Origin of the sequence: Blautia sp. AM28-27 (assembly GCF_003480905.1) — a bacterium.
Taxonomy (GTDB): Bacteria; Bacillota; Clostridia; order Lachnospirales; family Lachnospiraceae; genus Fusicatenibacter; species Fusicatenibacter saccharivorans.
Genome location: NZ_QUJK01000001.1, coordinates 718,195 through 733,664, shown reverse-complemented (window position 1 = coordinate 733,664; position 15,470 = coordinate 718,195). Strand labels below are relative to the sequence as shown.

Sequence of the window (15,470 nt, the reverse complement as noted above, 5' to 3'; positions counted from 1 at the left end):
CTTATTTTTCTGCCTCTCGGAATTCGGTGGTAAACGCCGGATTGTACAGATCACTTCTGCGGTAATTTCCCTGGGAAACGGCATTTCCGATGATCATCAGCGCTGTCTTGGTGATCTGGTTCTTTTTCGCCGTCTCGGCAAGTGTTCCAACGGTGCAGACGAACGTCTTCTCCTCCGGCCAGGTTGCTTTGTAAACGATCGCTGCCGGAGTATCTGCCGTATAGCCGCCTGCAATCAGCTCACGGGAAAGTTCCTCTAAGAGTCCCGTGCTTAAGAATACAACCATCGTTGCCTGATGTGCCGCAAAAGACGCAATGCTCTCCCGCTCCGGAACCGATGTTCTTCCGGCCATTCTGGTGATGACAACACTCTGGGAGATATCCGGCAGCGTATATTCCATTTCAAGGGCAGCAGCCGCTCCGCAGAAAGAGCTGACACCCGGACAGTCATCGTGAGCGATTCCAAGGGCATCGAGCGCATCAATCTGTTCGCGGATTGCACCATACAGGCACGGATCTCCCGTGTGGAGTCTTGCCACAGTCTGACCTTTGCTTTCGGCCTCTTTCATAACATCAATCACCTGCTCCAGCGTCATGGTTGCACTGTTATATACCACACAGCCCTCTTTTTTCAGATCCAGCAGTGCCGGATTGACAAGAGAACCTGCATAAATGATAATATCCGCCTCACCAAGCAGCTTCTGTCCTCTTACCGTAATCAGATCCGGGGCTCCAGGGCCCGCTCCAATAAAATGTACCATCTATTTTTTCCTCTTTTCTTTTACAATAATCAGTGAATAGTAACTTGCCTGGTCCGGGATTTCTTCCGCGCTGAAATACTTCTGTTCCGTATCCATGCCGCAGTTTTCTATCATCACCGCCCGGCAGTTCTTTTCCTTCAGGAACTGTTTCACAGCCGGCATCTTTTTACCCGCTTTCATCAGAACCTTTGTTCCTGAAAGTTCCAGTGCATCTTCAATCTGGTAAGACGCCGGAATCACATGCAGTTCTTCGGAATTTTCCACCAGTCCCTCGGAAAGAGATGCTGCTGCCGCGCAGAACGATGTAACACCGCTTACAATTCTCGCATCGTAACCGTCTTCCAGTACCCGTCTGTGTACATAAAGGTAGGTAGAATACACGGTTGGATCTCCGAGTGTCAGAAATACTACGTTTTTTCCTGCATCCAGCAGCTCCTCTATTTTTTCTGCACCGCGCCGGTGATTTTCCTCCAGTTCTTTGGCATTCTTTGTCATCGGCATTGGAATAGCAACGAGCTCTTTTTCTGCCAGTTCCGGCACTGCCTGAACAGCAATCTGGTAGGCAATGCTCTCTTCCGGTTTCTCTCCTGGTACTGCAATCGTATCATTTTCCCGGATCAGACGGACGGCCTTTAACGTCATAAGCTCCGGGTCTCCCGGTCCGATTCCTGTTCCAAATAAAATTCCTGTCATTTTGTTTTTACTCTTTTCTGTTTTCTTTTTCTTCCTGCTCCCGCAGGCGCTCCAGAAGTTCTCCCGCTCCCGGGGTTTCCCCGAGCAGGCCCTCATTGCTTGAAAAAACAATCGCCTCCGTCTGCACTCTGCCCTCAATATGGTAATTCATGTAAAAAGCAATTTTTTCTGTCACTTTTTCCATGGTCTCTTTCAGGCATCCTGCTTCCTTTAAAATCTGCACCGCTTCTTCCGTCGTTCCGGTCTCCAGCAGTTTTTTTGCCAGTGCAAGATCCGCCCCTGCACGCACCGCCTGCGCCGTAAGAAGCTCCGCACGGCAGTCTGCCTCGTGGGAATGGGTATTCATAATTCCGCCGGACACCTTGACAAATTTTCCAAGATGTGCCACAAAAAGGATGGCGTCAAAGCCGAGCTCAGCTACAAATTCCAGTGTTTTTCCGACGTAATTACTGCACTTAACGGAATGGTCTGCACGGACCCACGGATACGTTTTTAAGAAGTCCTGTCCGTAATTTCCCGGTGTCACCAGAAGGACGCGGTCACCCTGTGCTTTCCGCATTTCCATCTCGACGCGGATCGTGGAAATCAGCGCCTCCTCGCTCATCGGCACTACAATCCCGCTCGTTCCAAGGATTGAAATGCCGCCGGTGATGCCAAGTCTCGGATTGAATGTATGCTTTGCCAGTTCTTCCCCTTCCGGTACGGAGATGATAACCTGCAGTGCACGGAAATCATCGAGTTTTTTCTGAATCTCCTCCACATTCTCGCGGATCATCTGGCGCGGTACATGGTTGATCGCCGCGTTTCCGACCGGCTGATCCAGCCCCGGCTTTGTCACACGCCCGACGCCGAATCCTCCATCGATTACAATTCCCTCTTCTGTTCCAAACGTCACTTCCGCGTAAATCAATGCTTTATCTGTCACATCCGGATCATCCCCGCCGTCTTTTCGGACGGCACAGCTTACTTTTTCGGCACTTCTCCGGATATCCAGCAATTCCAGATTCAGAACAATGCCCTTTGGCGTATGGATTTTCACTTCCTGTATTTCTTTCCCGGAAAGCAGCATAAACGCCGCTCCCCGCGCTGCCGCTGCAGCGCAGGAACCCGTCGTATATCCCATGCGGAGTTTCTTGCTGCCGCGCATAATATATGCATCTTCCAAGCCTGTCCTGCTCATGTTTTTCTCCTTAACAGATCCGGCGGTTTTTCTGCCGGACCACGCGATCTATTTTATCATAACACACAATGAAAAAATGCTGAACCATTTTCGCATATTTTTTCAAAAAAGATCAATTTTTCCCGGCTGTTTTTCTATCTCAGAAACTTATTCTTTTCCCAGCTTCCTGTTGTTTCAAACTCCGCAGCTCTTCTTTCTGCCTGTTTTACAATTTTTTCATCAATTCCCATATTTCCAAGCAGCGCAATCGCATTCTTTCCTCTTGCCGGCCCCTGTTCCAAGCGATACGGGAAGGAAATACTCTGCGCGGTAATCTGCTCTTCAAAATGATAATTGGTGTAGAGATCTTCCAGCAGATACGTCAGTTCAGTATCATGTGTTGCTGCAAGACAGAGCACATTTGCACGGCGCAGGGCAGCAAGCACACTCTCTGACGCTGCAATCCGCTCCGTCGTGTTTGTTCCCCGCAGCACCTCATCAATGACGCACAGAAGCGGTGTTTTTTCACGGCTTGCCTCCAGAATCCGTTTTAAAGATTTTACTTCCACAACAAAGTAACTCTCTCCCTGTGCCAGATTATCGCGGAGTGCCATGGATGTCATGATCCGGCACACAACACCGCGGTACCGCTTCGAAAGACTCGTGTTCAGTGTCTGTGCCAGAATCGCATTCACTGCCATGTTTTTCATAAATGTGGATTTTCCCGACGCATTCGAGCCGGTCAGCAGAATTCCGCCCTCCGCATACAGACTGTTTGCCACCGGATGTGTCAGAAGCGGATGATAAAGCTCCTCCACATCGATCCGACAGCCCGCCTTTTTCTCATCCAGGAATTCCGGCCGGCAGTAATACGAAAGGCTCTCCCGGTACGATGCTGCAGACAGTGCAAAGTCCAGGAGTCCAAGATCCTCTGCCATCTGCAGAATCGCTTTTTCATACGATTTCACTCCGGAAACAACCGAAGAATACTCGATCAGATCCAGCAGAAAGAACGTGTGAAAGTATGCAAAAATCATGTTTGCTGCACCGCCCTGCGATTCTTTCGTATTCACAAGTGTTCTGCATTTTCTTGTAATCGGACGGAGTTGTTTTTCCTGTTCTTCCAGACGCTTCTGATACATTTCCAGTCCGGAAATTTTTTCTTTTCCAAGTTCCCTGGCTGTCCGCTGCAGCCGCAGGATACAGCCAAACGCTTTTAATGCACTCTCCAGCTTTTTGCTCTCCCTTCCATGCATCAGTCCGTTGCCGACCATAGAAGCAAACAGAACAGCCACACCCAGCGGAGGCAGTACAAACAACAGTCCAATTCCAAGCACAGCAATACCGGCCATCAGAAGATATTTCCCCTTCTCTCCCGGCTCCGCCTCTATCAGTACGGCTATTTCTTCTGTCGGCGGATTCATCTTTTCTTTTCCCATCAAAAGAAGTGCTTTCTGCACTGCTTCTCTGGCTTTTTGGTTCTCTGCAAAAAGCTTCATCAGCCGTTCCCGCTCTTCCCTGATTTCTGTTGTTGTGACCGGCATCCGAAGCGCCGTGTACAGATATTCTTCCCCGCACACCGACACTGTGTGGTCGACTGTGTCAAAAACCGCATCGAGATCCAGGTCATTCCAGGTAATCGCGTCCACGCAGAAGTTTTCCCCTGCTTTTCGTCTCAGACACGCTTCCAGTTTTTCTTTCTTTTCCCGTGCCGTCCGTTTCTCCTGCTTTTTTCCCCATTTCTTCCGCAGTTGTACCAGCTTCTTTTCCTGTTCATTTCTGTTATTCTGTACCATCCAAACTCCCAGCAGTATCAGAACCACAAAAATTCCTGCTGCCGTGTACAGTTCTTTCATGTCTTATCGCCATCCTTTTTCCTGCTCTGTATCATAAGTCTTTTGATTCTGTCTTATTCTAGCACAGAACCCTCTTCCCTTCCAGATTTTGTTGCAAAAATCATCTCCACCGCCGCATGTACAGCCAGTCTCTGTGAACTGCTGCCGTCACCAATGCAGGTGGAAAGGGTAAGTATCTTTTGAACTTCCTTTTCCTCACCGCTGCCAAAGATCATGCTGTTTTCTTTTCTTTCCTGTACCCATGCATTCCAGTCCGCATCGCTCCATGCTCCCAGCCGGTAAACATCACTTTTGGCATCCGTCTCCTCCACACTCCAAATACGGCACTGCCATGCTTCACCCGGCAAATACAGGTACAGATACGGAAATTCCTGTTTCCACGACGCTTCACGATACTTTTTCAATCCTCCGAACATCGTTCCATCCCGCATATTATGCCCATATAAAATCGTGTGACGTTCAGAAAAATCCTCCGGTGTATCACACGGTGCAAAAATACTGCCGTAAATCCGCTCCCTGCAAAACGCATCGTGTGTCAGATAATATGCGTTATCCTGCCCGTGCGCAACCGGAACATCTAAGGCGCAGCCCGGAATCCAGAGCCACGCGCAGATTTCTCTATTTTTTGATCGAAGTCCTGCAAAATCAATTGTCCGAAACAGATTTTGATCTGTACTGCCCGGTTCCTGCTCCTGCACTTCTTCGCTTTTTTCGTTTTCCTCTTTGTTCTCTTCTTTTTCTTCTCTGACATACCTCTCCACCGCTTCTTCCTGTTCTTTTCGAATCTGCCGGCTTACCTGAATCTGCGGCAGATACCAGAAAAAAAGTGCCGCCAATGTTAGAACTGCAATCCCTCTTCTTTTTCTGCTGATTTTTTCTCTCTCCATTTTGTTTTCATTCCACCACCCGAACCGATGGTGGAATGTTTTTCCGTTTTGTTATTCAACCGGAATCCGGTTTTTTACAATACTGTTGTGTCCATAATCATCCCAGCGGTATTTCTGATTTTCAAATACAACCTCACTTTCTTTGGGATGTCCGCAAAGATTTACCGATACCGAAAAGACGCGCGCAGGATCTTTTCCATATGCCGGCTCTTCTAGTTTTTTCACGGTAACATTCTTCGTACCTGTCACCTGCATAAGCGAATACCGCAGCACCTTCTTCTCCTGTACCCGGTAATCGTTTCCTGCCGGAATTCCCCGGATCTGTACCGACTGTTCCGTGTAGCCGTCCTGATCTGTCGTTTTCTCCACCTGTGTTTTTGTAAACGTAAGATAGCATTGGTATGTATGTTCTTTTCCATACAGATCCTTTCCCTTCACGGAAAACAGAAACGTTGGATTTCCATGCGCCCATGTAATCTCATCCGCCTTGATCTTCTTTGTAATCGTCAAGGTTTCACATGCAAGATCCTTCATCGTCACGGTCTGCACTTCCTGTTTTGCCTCCAGCACAAACGAAACCGGTTCTGCCGCAAGGTATCCATCCGGCGCGGCCTCCTCCACAAGGACATAAGAACCCGGCTTTAATTTTTCCAGTTCATGCGGGCCGCTTCCTCCTGAAATCCAGCTGTCCACACGGTTTCCATCCATATCTTTTAATACCAGCTTTGCGCCGGAAATTCGTTTTCCGCTCTCTGCATCTATTTTTTCAATTGTCAGATGTGTTCCATCATTTTCGACCGTCACCGACAGTTCCGATTTACCGTCAATTTTTCCGTTTTCTACCACAAATTCCCGGCATGTGCTGTCCAGCAGAAAGCCCTCCGGAGATGCTGTCTCCTGATAGTACCAGACACCGTCCAAAAGTCCCGTCAGCTCAATTTTTCCATTTGCATCCGTCTTTTTTGTCTCATCAAAACTTCCATCTTTCGTCCAGATATGAAAGGCTGCTCCCTGAAGCACTTTTCCGTCTCCCTGACTTACTTTCTGCAGAACAAAACGGTTCTTCCAGTTTGTAAACGTCAGTGTGATCTGTGCGTTTTGTTCCCCGATCGTTATTTTCTTTTCCGTCGGATCCAGCACATATCCATTTGGAGCCGCCGTTTCCCGCACAAGATACGTTCCGTACTCCAGCCCGTTTTTGAACGCCTCTCCATTTTCATCCGTTTTCAGCACAGCTGCTACCGCCTGATCCGGAAACAGCACTGTTCCGTTTACCGTTGTAATTGCTCCGCTCGCAATCACCTGATATGTTGCACCAGAAAGTGCTTTCCCTGAGTTTTCTTCCGTCTTTTTTATCTTCAGTGAGCCTGTTTTTCTTGTGTTTTCTGCCTCCAGATGGATCGTCTGCATGCCTTCCTTGTCAATGGAAAATTCCTGCTCCCAGCTTCCTGCATAACCAGCTGGATTCTTTGTCTCCACAACACGGAATTTTCCATTTTCACTGTCTGTATCCCGAATTCCCTCCAGCAGATAAGAACCCGTTTTTTTCACCCAGTTCATCTTTTTGAATTCACTCCAGGTGTTGTTTTTCCAGCGGTACACGGTAAATTCTGCACCCGAAAGAGCTTCTTTTGTCTCTGCATCCATTTTTTTCACTACAAGATCTCCTACTTTCGACAGATGACAGGGAACGTTCGCTGTGTAACCAAATTCCGAAGTATTCCACGGCACAACAGTTATTCCCGTTTCCCGGGATGCTCCATGCCAGTTGTTGTACGTACTGGAAGTATCGTTTACAAAATTATCCGGCCATTTTTTCGGTGCTTTCACTCCGCCGCCGGGACCAGTTACCGCGTCGTTAGTGCCTCCATCATAGAAAATCATCGTCTGGGAATTTCCTTCAAAGGTAAATGTAACCCAGCCTTCCGAATTTTCCGGAGTTGTTCCACCGTCCGGCTCAGAGCCGCGTCTTGCCGACCAGATCGCTTTTGTTCTGGCATCGTAGACGATTCTGGCATCTGCCTCCTTCGTCAGATAGATATGTTCTGTCTCATCAGCCAGATAAAAGCCCTGCTTAAAGTCCAGATCTGAAAGTGTAAAATACCCTTTCACATTCAGCGGATTTCCTTTACTGTCGTAATAAGCAAACCGTACCTTGATCCAGAGCAGACCTTTAATATCAATGACCGGCTTATTGTGGTCAATCGCCACGACTACCGCATCCACGTCCTCATACCCTGATGGTACAACCGTGTTCTGCCAGTCTTCCAGCCAGATCCGCATCGTTACATTTTCCCCGTGGCACTCTCCAACATTCGTATATTCCGCATACATTTTTCCTTTTTTCGACTCCAGCGGCGTGAAGGAACGGAGATTACTCCATCCCTTTACATCGGCCGCCGGCCACCATGTAGAACAGCATTTCGAATGGCTCTCTCCGTTTTTGCAGAACAGATTGTCCCAGGTACTTCCATCTGTACTTCCAAAACGGATTTTTGTCTCACTTCCGATCAGCGGGGTAAAATCATATCGGCCGTCAATAACAGAGTCCGATGATACAACTTCTCCGATTCCGGCTTTCGAAAGAGAAGGAAGACTCGTAAGACTCGAAGCCAGAACATCTTCCCGAAAACAAAATCCCAACAACAGCAGAATTCCTGCGAGAAACCAGAAGCTTTTCTTTGCTCTTTTCATTCTTTCCTCCTTTCAGACCGGCCCGCGGTAAGAAACAGGAAGGCTCCTGTCACGGCAATTCCAATGGGGACCGCTGCTGACGGATCGCGCAGACCTGTTTTTGGCGCGCTGTGCCAGATAGAGGGGCCTTCTTCCTGCGGCAGATCTTCTCCTTCGACAGAAAAAATCCATTTTACCCCGCTTTTCCGAAGTGCCCATTCATTTCCAAGTTCTGACGGCACACGGATTGAAAAACAGATTTCTTTCCGTTCATCTGGACTGCATATTCCAAGACTTTTTGCTGCCCATAGTCCCTCACTCTCTAAATCACCTTCATAAATCACGCTGTCTCCCTCTCGTATTTCCAGTTTCACCTTGGAAAGCAGTTCTTTTTCTGTTTCACTGAGTTCTTCCGGAAGTTCCGTCCGCAGAAAAAATTCTGCACGGCTTGCTGTCGTGTTCACCAGTGTGAACGTATCTTCCCATTCATCTCCCGGCATCAGCACTGGAAAGTTCCGAAAGAAATTGTCGGGTGCCAAGATCAGATTCCGCGCTGCTCCTTCGTACGAAACGGTGAGGAAGCTCTGCTGCGAAACCTCCGAAACGGTATTATCCGCCTCGTGGACACACTGTTCTATTTCCAGTTCTTCTCCCCACGGAGCTTCTGCCGTAAAATCCGGCGTCACATTCGCTGCCTGTACGGCCTCCGCCTGGATTTCAACGGACAGCACCTGTCCCTCCGCCTCACTGGTCCACGCAGATGGAATGGTGATTGTACGGAAAAAATCGACAGATTCCTGCTTTCCCAGCACTTTTGGATAATAATAATACTCTCCTGCTTTCAGCCAGACGTCCTCGATTCCCCCAAGGTCCTCTTCCCCCAGACGGTAATCCTGCGTTTCTTCCTCATCAAACACAGGCTTTACGCGGACATAGCATGGTTCAGCATAATTGGTGATCCGCGGAATTTTTGAAATCACCTGGGAAGGCAGTACAATGCCGTTTTCCGGTCCCTCATACTTCTTTTCTCCATCCCCGTCTTCCTCATATTCCCAGATTCCAATATTTACATCTCCGACAGCTATTTTGTTAATGGTCTCAACACTGCTCCGGTAATATGCATACGTTCCGCTGATTCCCATCAGAAGACTTGCCGCCGCACATCCGATCCTGACGCGTTTTCCTTTCATGTCTGACCACCTCTCTCATAAGCATCCCATGCCTCCCGATAGCCGTGAAATACCATATTCCCCTTCTGGATCTGCACCGATTCCTCATAGACCGAAACCTCAAGTTCTTTCTGTTCCATTTCTTTTGCAACGCGGATTCCGGTAAACAATTCCGTCGTGCTTTCGCCTTCTGAAACCGGTTTTTTGTAATAATAGTAGTCATCTTCTCCTTTTACCCAGTTTTCCGTATCAAGTCCCTCAATCGCTTCAATTGGTTCACTGAATATAAGTGCCGCTCGAATATAGCAGGCAACGGAACCTTCATTTCTGATTTTTACTCTCTTTACCACACTTTTCCCTGGCGGTACGGGCGTCGGTGTCGGAAATTCTTCATCGATAGTACTTGTATTATGTCCGAACACCATACGATTCCAGACACTCTCGTGATCTGTAAAATACGCCGAAGTTCCCGGCAGCAGCCAAATGGCTGCCGCCATCGTACACCCGGCCGCACCCGCAAGGAAAAACAGCCGTTTCGTCTTTTTCTTCATCTTTTGTCCCCCAGAAAACTGCTTAAATTCCAGGTGCTTCTGTCTGTTCCGGCTCCGACTGCGGTGCCGTTACCTGCCCCTTCTGCCCATTATTCTGATTTACATACTTCTCCCAGGCCTTTGCTGCCCGCTCGGCAGCCGTACTTCCCTCACCGGTATTCAGCGCCTGGATTGCATAATAATTGATCGGAATATCGACCTCTTTTTCATCCAGCTGCCCTTCCACGATATTAGCTGCTGTCACGCTCGTAAATAAAGGATCCGTCGCTTTGCCAGCTGCGAGCACTTCATTGTAGAGATATGTATATACCATCGAATTGTTCTGTTTTTTCTTGTACATCAGCACCCATTTTTTCGAAAGCTGATTCATCGAAAACAGTTCCGTATCGACGGCTGCCCCGCCGTTTAAACGGTTTCCGGATGTATCTGCAACGATCACTTTTGCGATTGGTATGGAAACATCCATATAAACGTAAGAATCATTTTTACCTTTATTTTTGATACGCGGGTCCTTCGGAATCACCTGGGTCGGCACGATATGATTGGTCTTTCCGTCCGGATCTGGTGCGTACGATGGTTCATTTCCTTCGATATCTACTTTTCCCACAACAAACTGGTTCGTCACAGAATCCTTATCCGTCAGATACGCCAGTGTTCCGCCCGCTGCCAGGGCTCCTGTCAGAAGCAGTGATGCTGCCCAGAATACGATTTTCCGCTGTTTTTTCATAGATCAATTCCTCCTGTTTTCCTAAATAATTTTGCTAATTCTTTTTATAACTTGTTTTCCTGCATGATTTTTCTACCGTGCCAAAGCTGCCGGATTGTAAAAAGCATCACCGCTCCCACGGCCAGAAAAAAGAGTGTTCCTCTCTGCCGGAGCCAGACGATACCAAAGCCAAGCCAGGGAAGAGCTACGATCACATTCCCGATCACCTGTTTTTCCAAAACGATGCCTGCATCTTCCTCCGCGTTGGCATCCCCCTTAGTACAGTATCCTTCCTCGCTCTTTTCCACGATCCGGTGTGTCACCACCATATTTCCTCTCCGGTAGGTAATCACATCCCCCGGATTCCATTCCTTCTTCCGTCCATCCACAACCACAACAGATCCCGTCGGGATCTCCGGTTCCATGGACCCGGACAGTACGACATAGGCGCAGAAATACTGCATCAGATACCATCCCGCCGCCAGAAAAAGGAAGGAAAGAAAGCCCTGCAGCCCCAGTTTTCCTTTTGCTTTCATTTGCTCCCTTCCGTCGATGCGGACATCCAGACTGTCATTTTTGCACGCAAAAAACAGAGGATAGCATTTACCCTCTGTCTCAGAATATCCCTGTTTCATTTTCTCTAAAGTTCTTGTAAAAGTGATTTAAACTTACCATAGTCCGGGCGAAAGCGCAAGCATTGTCTGCCCGTTTAATTCTAAATTTTTTCTAAAGCCTGAAACGCAGAAAATTTTCAGAACTTTTCCCGGATCTTTTTTTCTCCAAACGCAAGCCGCTTTTCCAGCTCCTGCCCATTTTCTGCCCCAAGGATTTTTCGCATTACACTCTCTTCTTCCCGGATTCCTTTTCCGTGAAGTACGCCGTATGCGCCGGCATCACTTCCCGCCGCAAGCACAACGTCCTTTTCAAATGCGAGCTGCAGACCTTTTTTCTGCGTCTCAAAAATCCACGCCAGCGTTTCAGCCGGATATCTGCCGTTCTCCAGAAGATTCGAAACCGTCACAATTGTCGGCACCCAGATTGTTGCATGCTCTGCCATACAGCAGATGCTCTCTTCATTCTGAAAGTTCCCGTGCTCAACCGAGTCCACGCCTGCCTCTGCCGCATCCATCACAGCCTGTGCGCCGTTCACATGCGCCATCACAGAAAGCCCCGCATCATGCGCCGCAGCTGTCATTGCAAAAACCTCTTCCCTGGAAAGCGGCTCACTGGTCACATGCCCCTTTGTCGCGAAATCCAGGATTCCCGTCGTCATGATCTTGATAAAATCTCCGCCCGCACGGCGTACTTCACGCACAAGCGCGCAATACTCTTTCCCGTCTGAAAATGCGCGTCCGACAATTTTTCCATAACGGCCCGCCCTGTGAATCGCAAAAACCGGTGTGCGGTATGTGATCCCGTACTCCGGCGCAAGGCTCCGTGCAAGAACACCCGCCCCGTACGGATCTCCGCCGTCACGCACATAGGAAATCCCTGCCTTCTGATACGCCGCCAGATGTTCCCGGATCAGATCCTCCCGCGGGCCGTTTTCATGCGCTGCCGCCGCCTTTTTGTAATCCACACCGTCCATAAAAATATGGGCATGGCATTCTGCTGTCACCATTTTTGTTTACCGCCTTATCTCCGATTCCACCACAGCTTCTCTGCGGCCCATTTTCCAGTTCTGCTCCGAGAGATACAGATGATATCCACAGCCGTTTTCTACTCGCCAGTCATAGTAACTCTTCTGTGGCACGCCGTACTGCTCAAGGATACTCATGATCGTGCCTCCGTGCACCACCATCGCCACGTTACGGTAATGGCGGCGGATACACGTATCCACCATCTTGTCAAAGCCGGCGATGCAGCGGTCCTTGAACTGCTGCGGGCTCTCACCGCCCGGAAAGGCAAGCGTCGCCATGGAATCAATCCACTCCTGGTATTTCGGATTATCTTTTAATTCCTGATAATTTTTGTTCTCAAACTCACCAAAATTGCACTCTGCAAATTCCGGGATTTTGACCTGTTTGGCATACGGATACAGAATGTCTGCCGTTTCCAGACACCGTTTCAGCGGGCTGACGAACAGAAGCTCAACGGTATCCATCGTCCGCTGTTCCAGCTCTTTTTTCCCTTCCTCACACAGTGGTTCATCCGTCACGCCGATATACCGTCCTAATGTATTGCCATAGGTTTTTCCATGGCGGATCATTGCAATTTTAATCATGTTTTTCCTCACCTTTCAGCAGGATTCCGATTCCGCACACCACACGGGTTACCGAATCAGCCTTTGCTGCCAGCTCCGTACAGATGCGCCCCGTCTTTTCCCGCCATTTCCGGTCGAAGGGTTCGATCGGAACCACTCCGTAACCGAGTTCATTCGTAACAATGCAGATTTCCGGATTTTTCTGCAGCAGTTCTTCCAGTTCTGCTTCCGGTGCAGTCCCGGTCTCCTCTTCCAGAAGGAGCCATCTGCGGACCAGTTCCTGAAAATCATATACGCCGGAACATGCCGACAGCTCCTCTTTCGAAACTGCTGCCCCATCGGCCCATCCTGTTTCTTTTCCGGTCATCTTCTTTGCAAAGTCAAGCTTTCCCTGAAAAGCCCCTCCAATTACTAATTTCATTTCCAGTTCTCCATTCCAAGAGAAAGTACCACAAGAGACAGGAGCTGTGCCAGCTCACAGAGCGAAAGGAAATAGCCTGCGAGATCTCCTGTAATTCCTCCAAAATACTTACTGCTTTTCCATTTATAATAACAGAATACCAGTGCCGATACAACCAGTACATCCAGTGCCGCCCAGACGCAGAACGAAGCTGAGAGCGCCGTCACGGCAAAAATCGTCACAACAAGCACCGCCGCCGTTCTTTTTTTCTCTGCGCTCATGCCAAACGCTGCCGCTGTTCCTTTCGGATTGGCATTTGGAAAAAACGCGATCGAAAGACCGCTGAACGATCTCGAAACTGCGAAGCCAAATGCATACGCCGGAAAAATCTTCCAGACAAGTTCTCCGGCTGCGCCCGCGTACAGTACAAAATACAGACATCCCATAATAATCGCAAATGCTCCGGCGTGCGGGTCTTTTAAGATTTCCAGTCGGCGCTGTTTTTCTCTCCAGGAACTTAACGCATCCATCGTATCCAGATAGCCGTCGAGGTGAATGCCGCCCGTCACCAGAACCGGAACTGCCGTCAGCACTGCAGCCCGCAGCATGCTTCCCGCGCCAATCTGCTGCAGCAGCCAGAAAAGCACCGCCGAAACTGCACCGACAGCCAGTCCGACCCACGGAAAGAAACACAACGCATATTTCATGTTCTCTTTTTCCCAGTCTGCCGGCGGCATCGGGATTTTCGAGTACATGGCAAACGCCACTTTAAAATTATTCCATATCGTTTTCATCTTATTCTTTTTTTATTCTGACGGGAATCCCATACACAACCTCGGTCACACAGTCCGCCATCTCTGCCAGACGTACATTAATGTTTCCCAGGATCCGCTGGTATTCCATCGTCTCCTCCTCATATCGGTATCCGTCCGAAAAAATTTCATTCGTCACCAGAACCAGATTCCGCGCCTGATTGGCCAGACGGGAAACGCCCGCAAGAATTTCCTCCTCCGTCCGCGCTTTTCCCGCCCCGGATGGATCAAATATTTCATTTGCCGTGAGATTCGACATACATTCGAGCAGCACATCGCTTCCCGGTTCCAGCTCCACTTCTTTTAAATTCGTATAACACTCAATCGTCGAAAACTTCTTTGCCGCGCGCATCTTCCGGTGGCGTGCAATACGCGCCTGCCCTTCCGCACCGAACGGCTGCATCGTTGCGATATAAACCCTCCGTGTTCCGCCAAAATCCAGAATACACTGCTCCGCATACGCCGATTTTCCGCTGCCGCTGCCGCCTGTAACCAGATGTATCATCGTTTCACCTGCCTTTTTTAAGTCAGCGGCACATACGTTTCGATCTGTGCCTCGTCAAATGTCGCCATGCCGCGGTATACGGCATTTGCCTGATCCAGAATCGGGAAAAGCATGATGGCGCCCGTTCCCTCGCCCAGACACATATCGCAGTGCAGGAAGGCTTCTTTTCCAAGCTCTGCAAGCAGCAGATGCGCCGCCGGCTCCTTCGATACGTGCGAAGCGATCATATAGTCCTTTGCAAACGGTGCAATCCGTGCAGCAAGAAGCGCTGCCACACAGGAAATAAAGCCGTCCATCACAACCGGAACGCCATGTGCAGCCCCTGCAAGAAAGACACCCGCCATGCCGGCAATGTCAAAACCGCCGACCTTTGCCAGCACATCGATGGGATCGGACGGATCCGGCTGATTGATGGCAATTGCTTTTTCAATCGCTGCAATTTTCCGCGCAAGACCTTCACTCGAAAGCCCGGCGCCCCGTCCCGTCAGTTCCGGAACCGGCTGATTCAGGAAAACGGCTGCCATTGCACTGCTCGTCGTCGTATTTCCAATGCCCATCTCACCGGTTGCCATCAGCTGATAGCCCGCCGCAATTTTTTCTTCCGCCACGGCGATTCCTGTTTCAAGCGCACGAACGGCCTCTTCCCTTGTCATCGCCGGACCTTTTGCCATATTTTTTGTTCCATACGCAACTTTATACCGCGGAACCTTCGTATCGCGCGCCATTCCGATATCAATCGGAAACAGATCCGCATGCGCACTGCGGCAGAGAATGGCTGCTGTCGCCTTCTCCTGCAGAAAATTTTCCGCAACTGTCGCTGTCACTTCCTGACCGCTCTGCGTCACGTTTTCTTCCACAACGCCATTGTCCGCACAGAACGTCAGAAGTGCTCTTTTTTCAATCGAAATCTCCTCTTTTCCGGTGATTCCGGCAATCTGGATGAGCACGTCCTCCAGCTTTCCGAGGCTGTGGAGCGGCTTTGCAATGCCGTCCCAGTGAGCCTTGGCACGATCCATCGCCTCTTTCGAAAGCGGATGGATCTGTTCGATTGTTTCCTGTAATGTCATCTTTTGTTCGCCCCTTCTTTCGATATGAC

Annotated in this window: 16 protein-coding genes; all 16 read right to left on the bottom strand. The window is 49.3% G+C overall.

Annotated elements, in window-relative coordinates:
• Position 1: 1 nt before the first annotated feature.
• Positions 2-760: a precorrin-4 C(11)-methyltransferase gene (gene cobM, locus DW743_RS03540; protein ID WP_117760338.1), complete on the bottom strand. Its 759-nt coding sequence runs from the start codon at positions 758-760 to the stop codon at positions 2-4.
• Positions 761-1,453, bottom strand: a complete 693-nt coding sequence (cobI, locus tag DW743_RS03535) for a precorrin-2 C(20)-methyltransferase (protein ID WP_117760339.1) — start codon at positions 1,451-1,453, stop codon at positions 761-763.
• 7 nt (positions 1,454-1,460) lie between these two features.
• The gene (gene cbiD / locus DW743_RS03530) at positions 1,461-2,633 is read right to left on the bottom strand and encodes a cobalt-precorrin-5B (C(1))-methyltransferase CbiD (RefSeq protein WP_191892602.1); all 1,173 of its coding nucleotides are present in this window, start codon (positions 2,631-2,633) and stop codon (positions 1,461-1,463) included.
• A gap of 134 nt (positions 2,634-2,767) precedes the next feature.
• Positions 2,768-4,468 carry a MutS-related protein gene (locus DW743_RS03525; RefSeq protein WP_117760340.1) on the bottom strand — a complete coding sequence of 567 codons (1,701 nt, stop codon included), beginning with the start codon at positions 4,466-4,468 and terminating at the stop codon, positions 2,768-2,770.
• Between the two features lie 53 nt (positions 4,469-4,521).
• Positions 4,522-5,355: a class B sortase gene (locus DW743_RS03520; protein WP_117760341.1), complete on the bottom strand. Its 834-nt coding sequence runs from the start codon at positions 5,353-5,355 to the stop codon at positions 4,522-4,524.
• 51 nt (positions 5,356-5,406) lie between these two features.
• Positions 5,407-8,049 carry a SpaA isopeptide-forming pilin-related protein gene (locus DW743_RS03515; RefSeq protein ID WP_117760342.1) on the bottom strand — a complete coding sequence of 881 codons (2,643 nt, stop codon included), beginning with the start codon at positions 8,047-8,049 and terminating at the stop codon, positions 5,407-5,409.
• On the bottom strand, positions 8,046-9,218 hold the full coding sequence (locus DW743_RS03510; RefSeq protein ID WP_117760343.1) for a hypothetical protein: 1,173 nt from the start codon (positions 9,216-9,218) through the stop codon (positions 8,046-8,048). Before DW743_RS03510 ends, DW743_RS03515 begins: the two co-directional genes overlap by 4 nt.
• Positions 9,215-9,748 (bottom strand): hypothetical protein, encoded by a 534-nt coding sequence (locus DW743_RS03505; RefSeq protein ID WP_022462298.1) that lies wholly within the window; start codon positions 9,746-9,748, stop codon positions 9,215-9,217. Before DW743_RS03505 ends, DW743_RS03510 begins: the two co-directional genes overlap by 4 nt.
• A 22-nt stretch (positions 9,749-9,770) precedes the next feature.
• The gene (locus tag DW743_RS03500; protein ID WP_117760344.1) at positions 9,771-10,475 is read right to left on the bottom strand and encodes a SipW-dependent-type signal peptide-containing protein; all 705 of its coding nucleotides are present in this window, start codon (positions 10,473-10,475) and stop codon (positions 9,771-9,773) included.
• A 44-nt stretch (positions 10,476-10,519) separates the two neighbouring features.
• Positions 10,520-11,089, bottom strand: coding sequence for a signal peptidase I (locus tag DW743_RS03495; RefSeq protein WP_117760345.1), 570 nt, complete (start codon positions 11,087-11,089; stop codon positions 10,520-10,522).
• 116 nt (positions 11,090-11,205) lie between these two features.
• Entirely contained in the window at positions 11,206-12,075 is an 870-nt protein-coding gene (locus DW743_RS03490) for an amidohydrolase family protein (protein ID WP_207741833.1), read from the bottom strand.
• A gap of 6 nt (positions 12,076-12,081) precedes the next feature.
• The gene (locus tag DW743_RS03485) at positions 12,082-12,678 is read right to left on the bottom strand and encodes a histidine phosphatase family protein (RefSeq protein WP_022462294.1); all 597 of its coding nucleotides are present in this window, start codon (positions 12,676-12,678) and stop codon (positions 12,082-12,084) included.
• A complete protein-coding gene (locus DW743_RS03480) occupies positions 12,671-13,078 on the bottom strand; it encodes a bifunctional adenosylcobinamide kinase/adenosylcobinamide-phosphate guanylyltransferase (RefSeq protein ID WP_022462293.1) in 408 nt (135 codons plus the stop codon). Before DW743_RS03480 ends, DW743_RS03485 begins: the two co-directional genes overlap by 8 nt.
• The gene (locus DW743_RS03475; protein WP_055226435.1) at positions 13,075-13,851 is read right to left on the bottom strand and encodes an adenosylcobinamide-GDP ribazoletransferase; all 777 of its coding nucleotides are present in this window, start codon (positions 13,849-13,851) and stop codon (positions 13,075-13,077) included. Before DW743_RS03475 ends, DW743_RS03480 begins: the two co-directional genes overlap by 4 nt.
• A gap of 1 nt (position 13,852) precedes the next feature.
• Positions 13,853-14,374 (bottom strand): bifunctional adenosylcobinamide kinase/adenosylcobinamide-phosphate guanylyltransferase, encoded by a 522-nt coding sequence (locus tag DW743_RS03470; RefSeq protein ID WP_117509027.1) that lies wholly within the window; start codon positions 14,372-14,374, stop codon positions 13,853-13,855.
• 17 nt (positions 14,375-14,391) lie between these two features.
• The gene (gene cobT, locus DW743_RS03465) at positions 14,392-15,441 is read right to left on the bottom strand and encodes a nicotinate-nucleotide--dimethylbenzimidazole phosphoribosyltransferase (protein ID WP_117760346.1); all 1,050 of its coding nucleotides are present in this window, start codon (positions 15,439-15,441) and stop codon (positions 14,392-14,394) included.
• Positions 15,442-15,470: the final 29 nt, after the last annotated feature.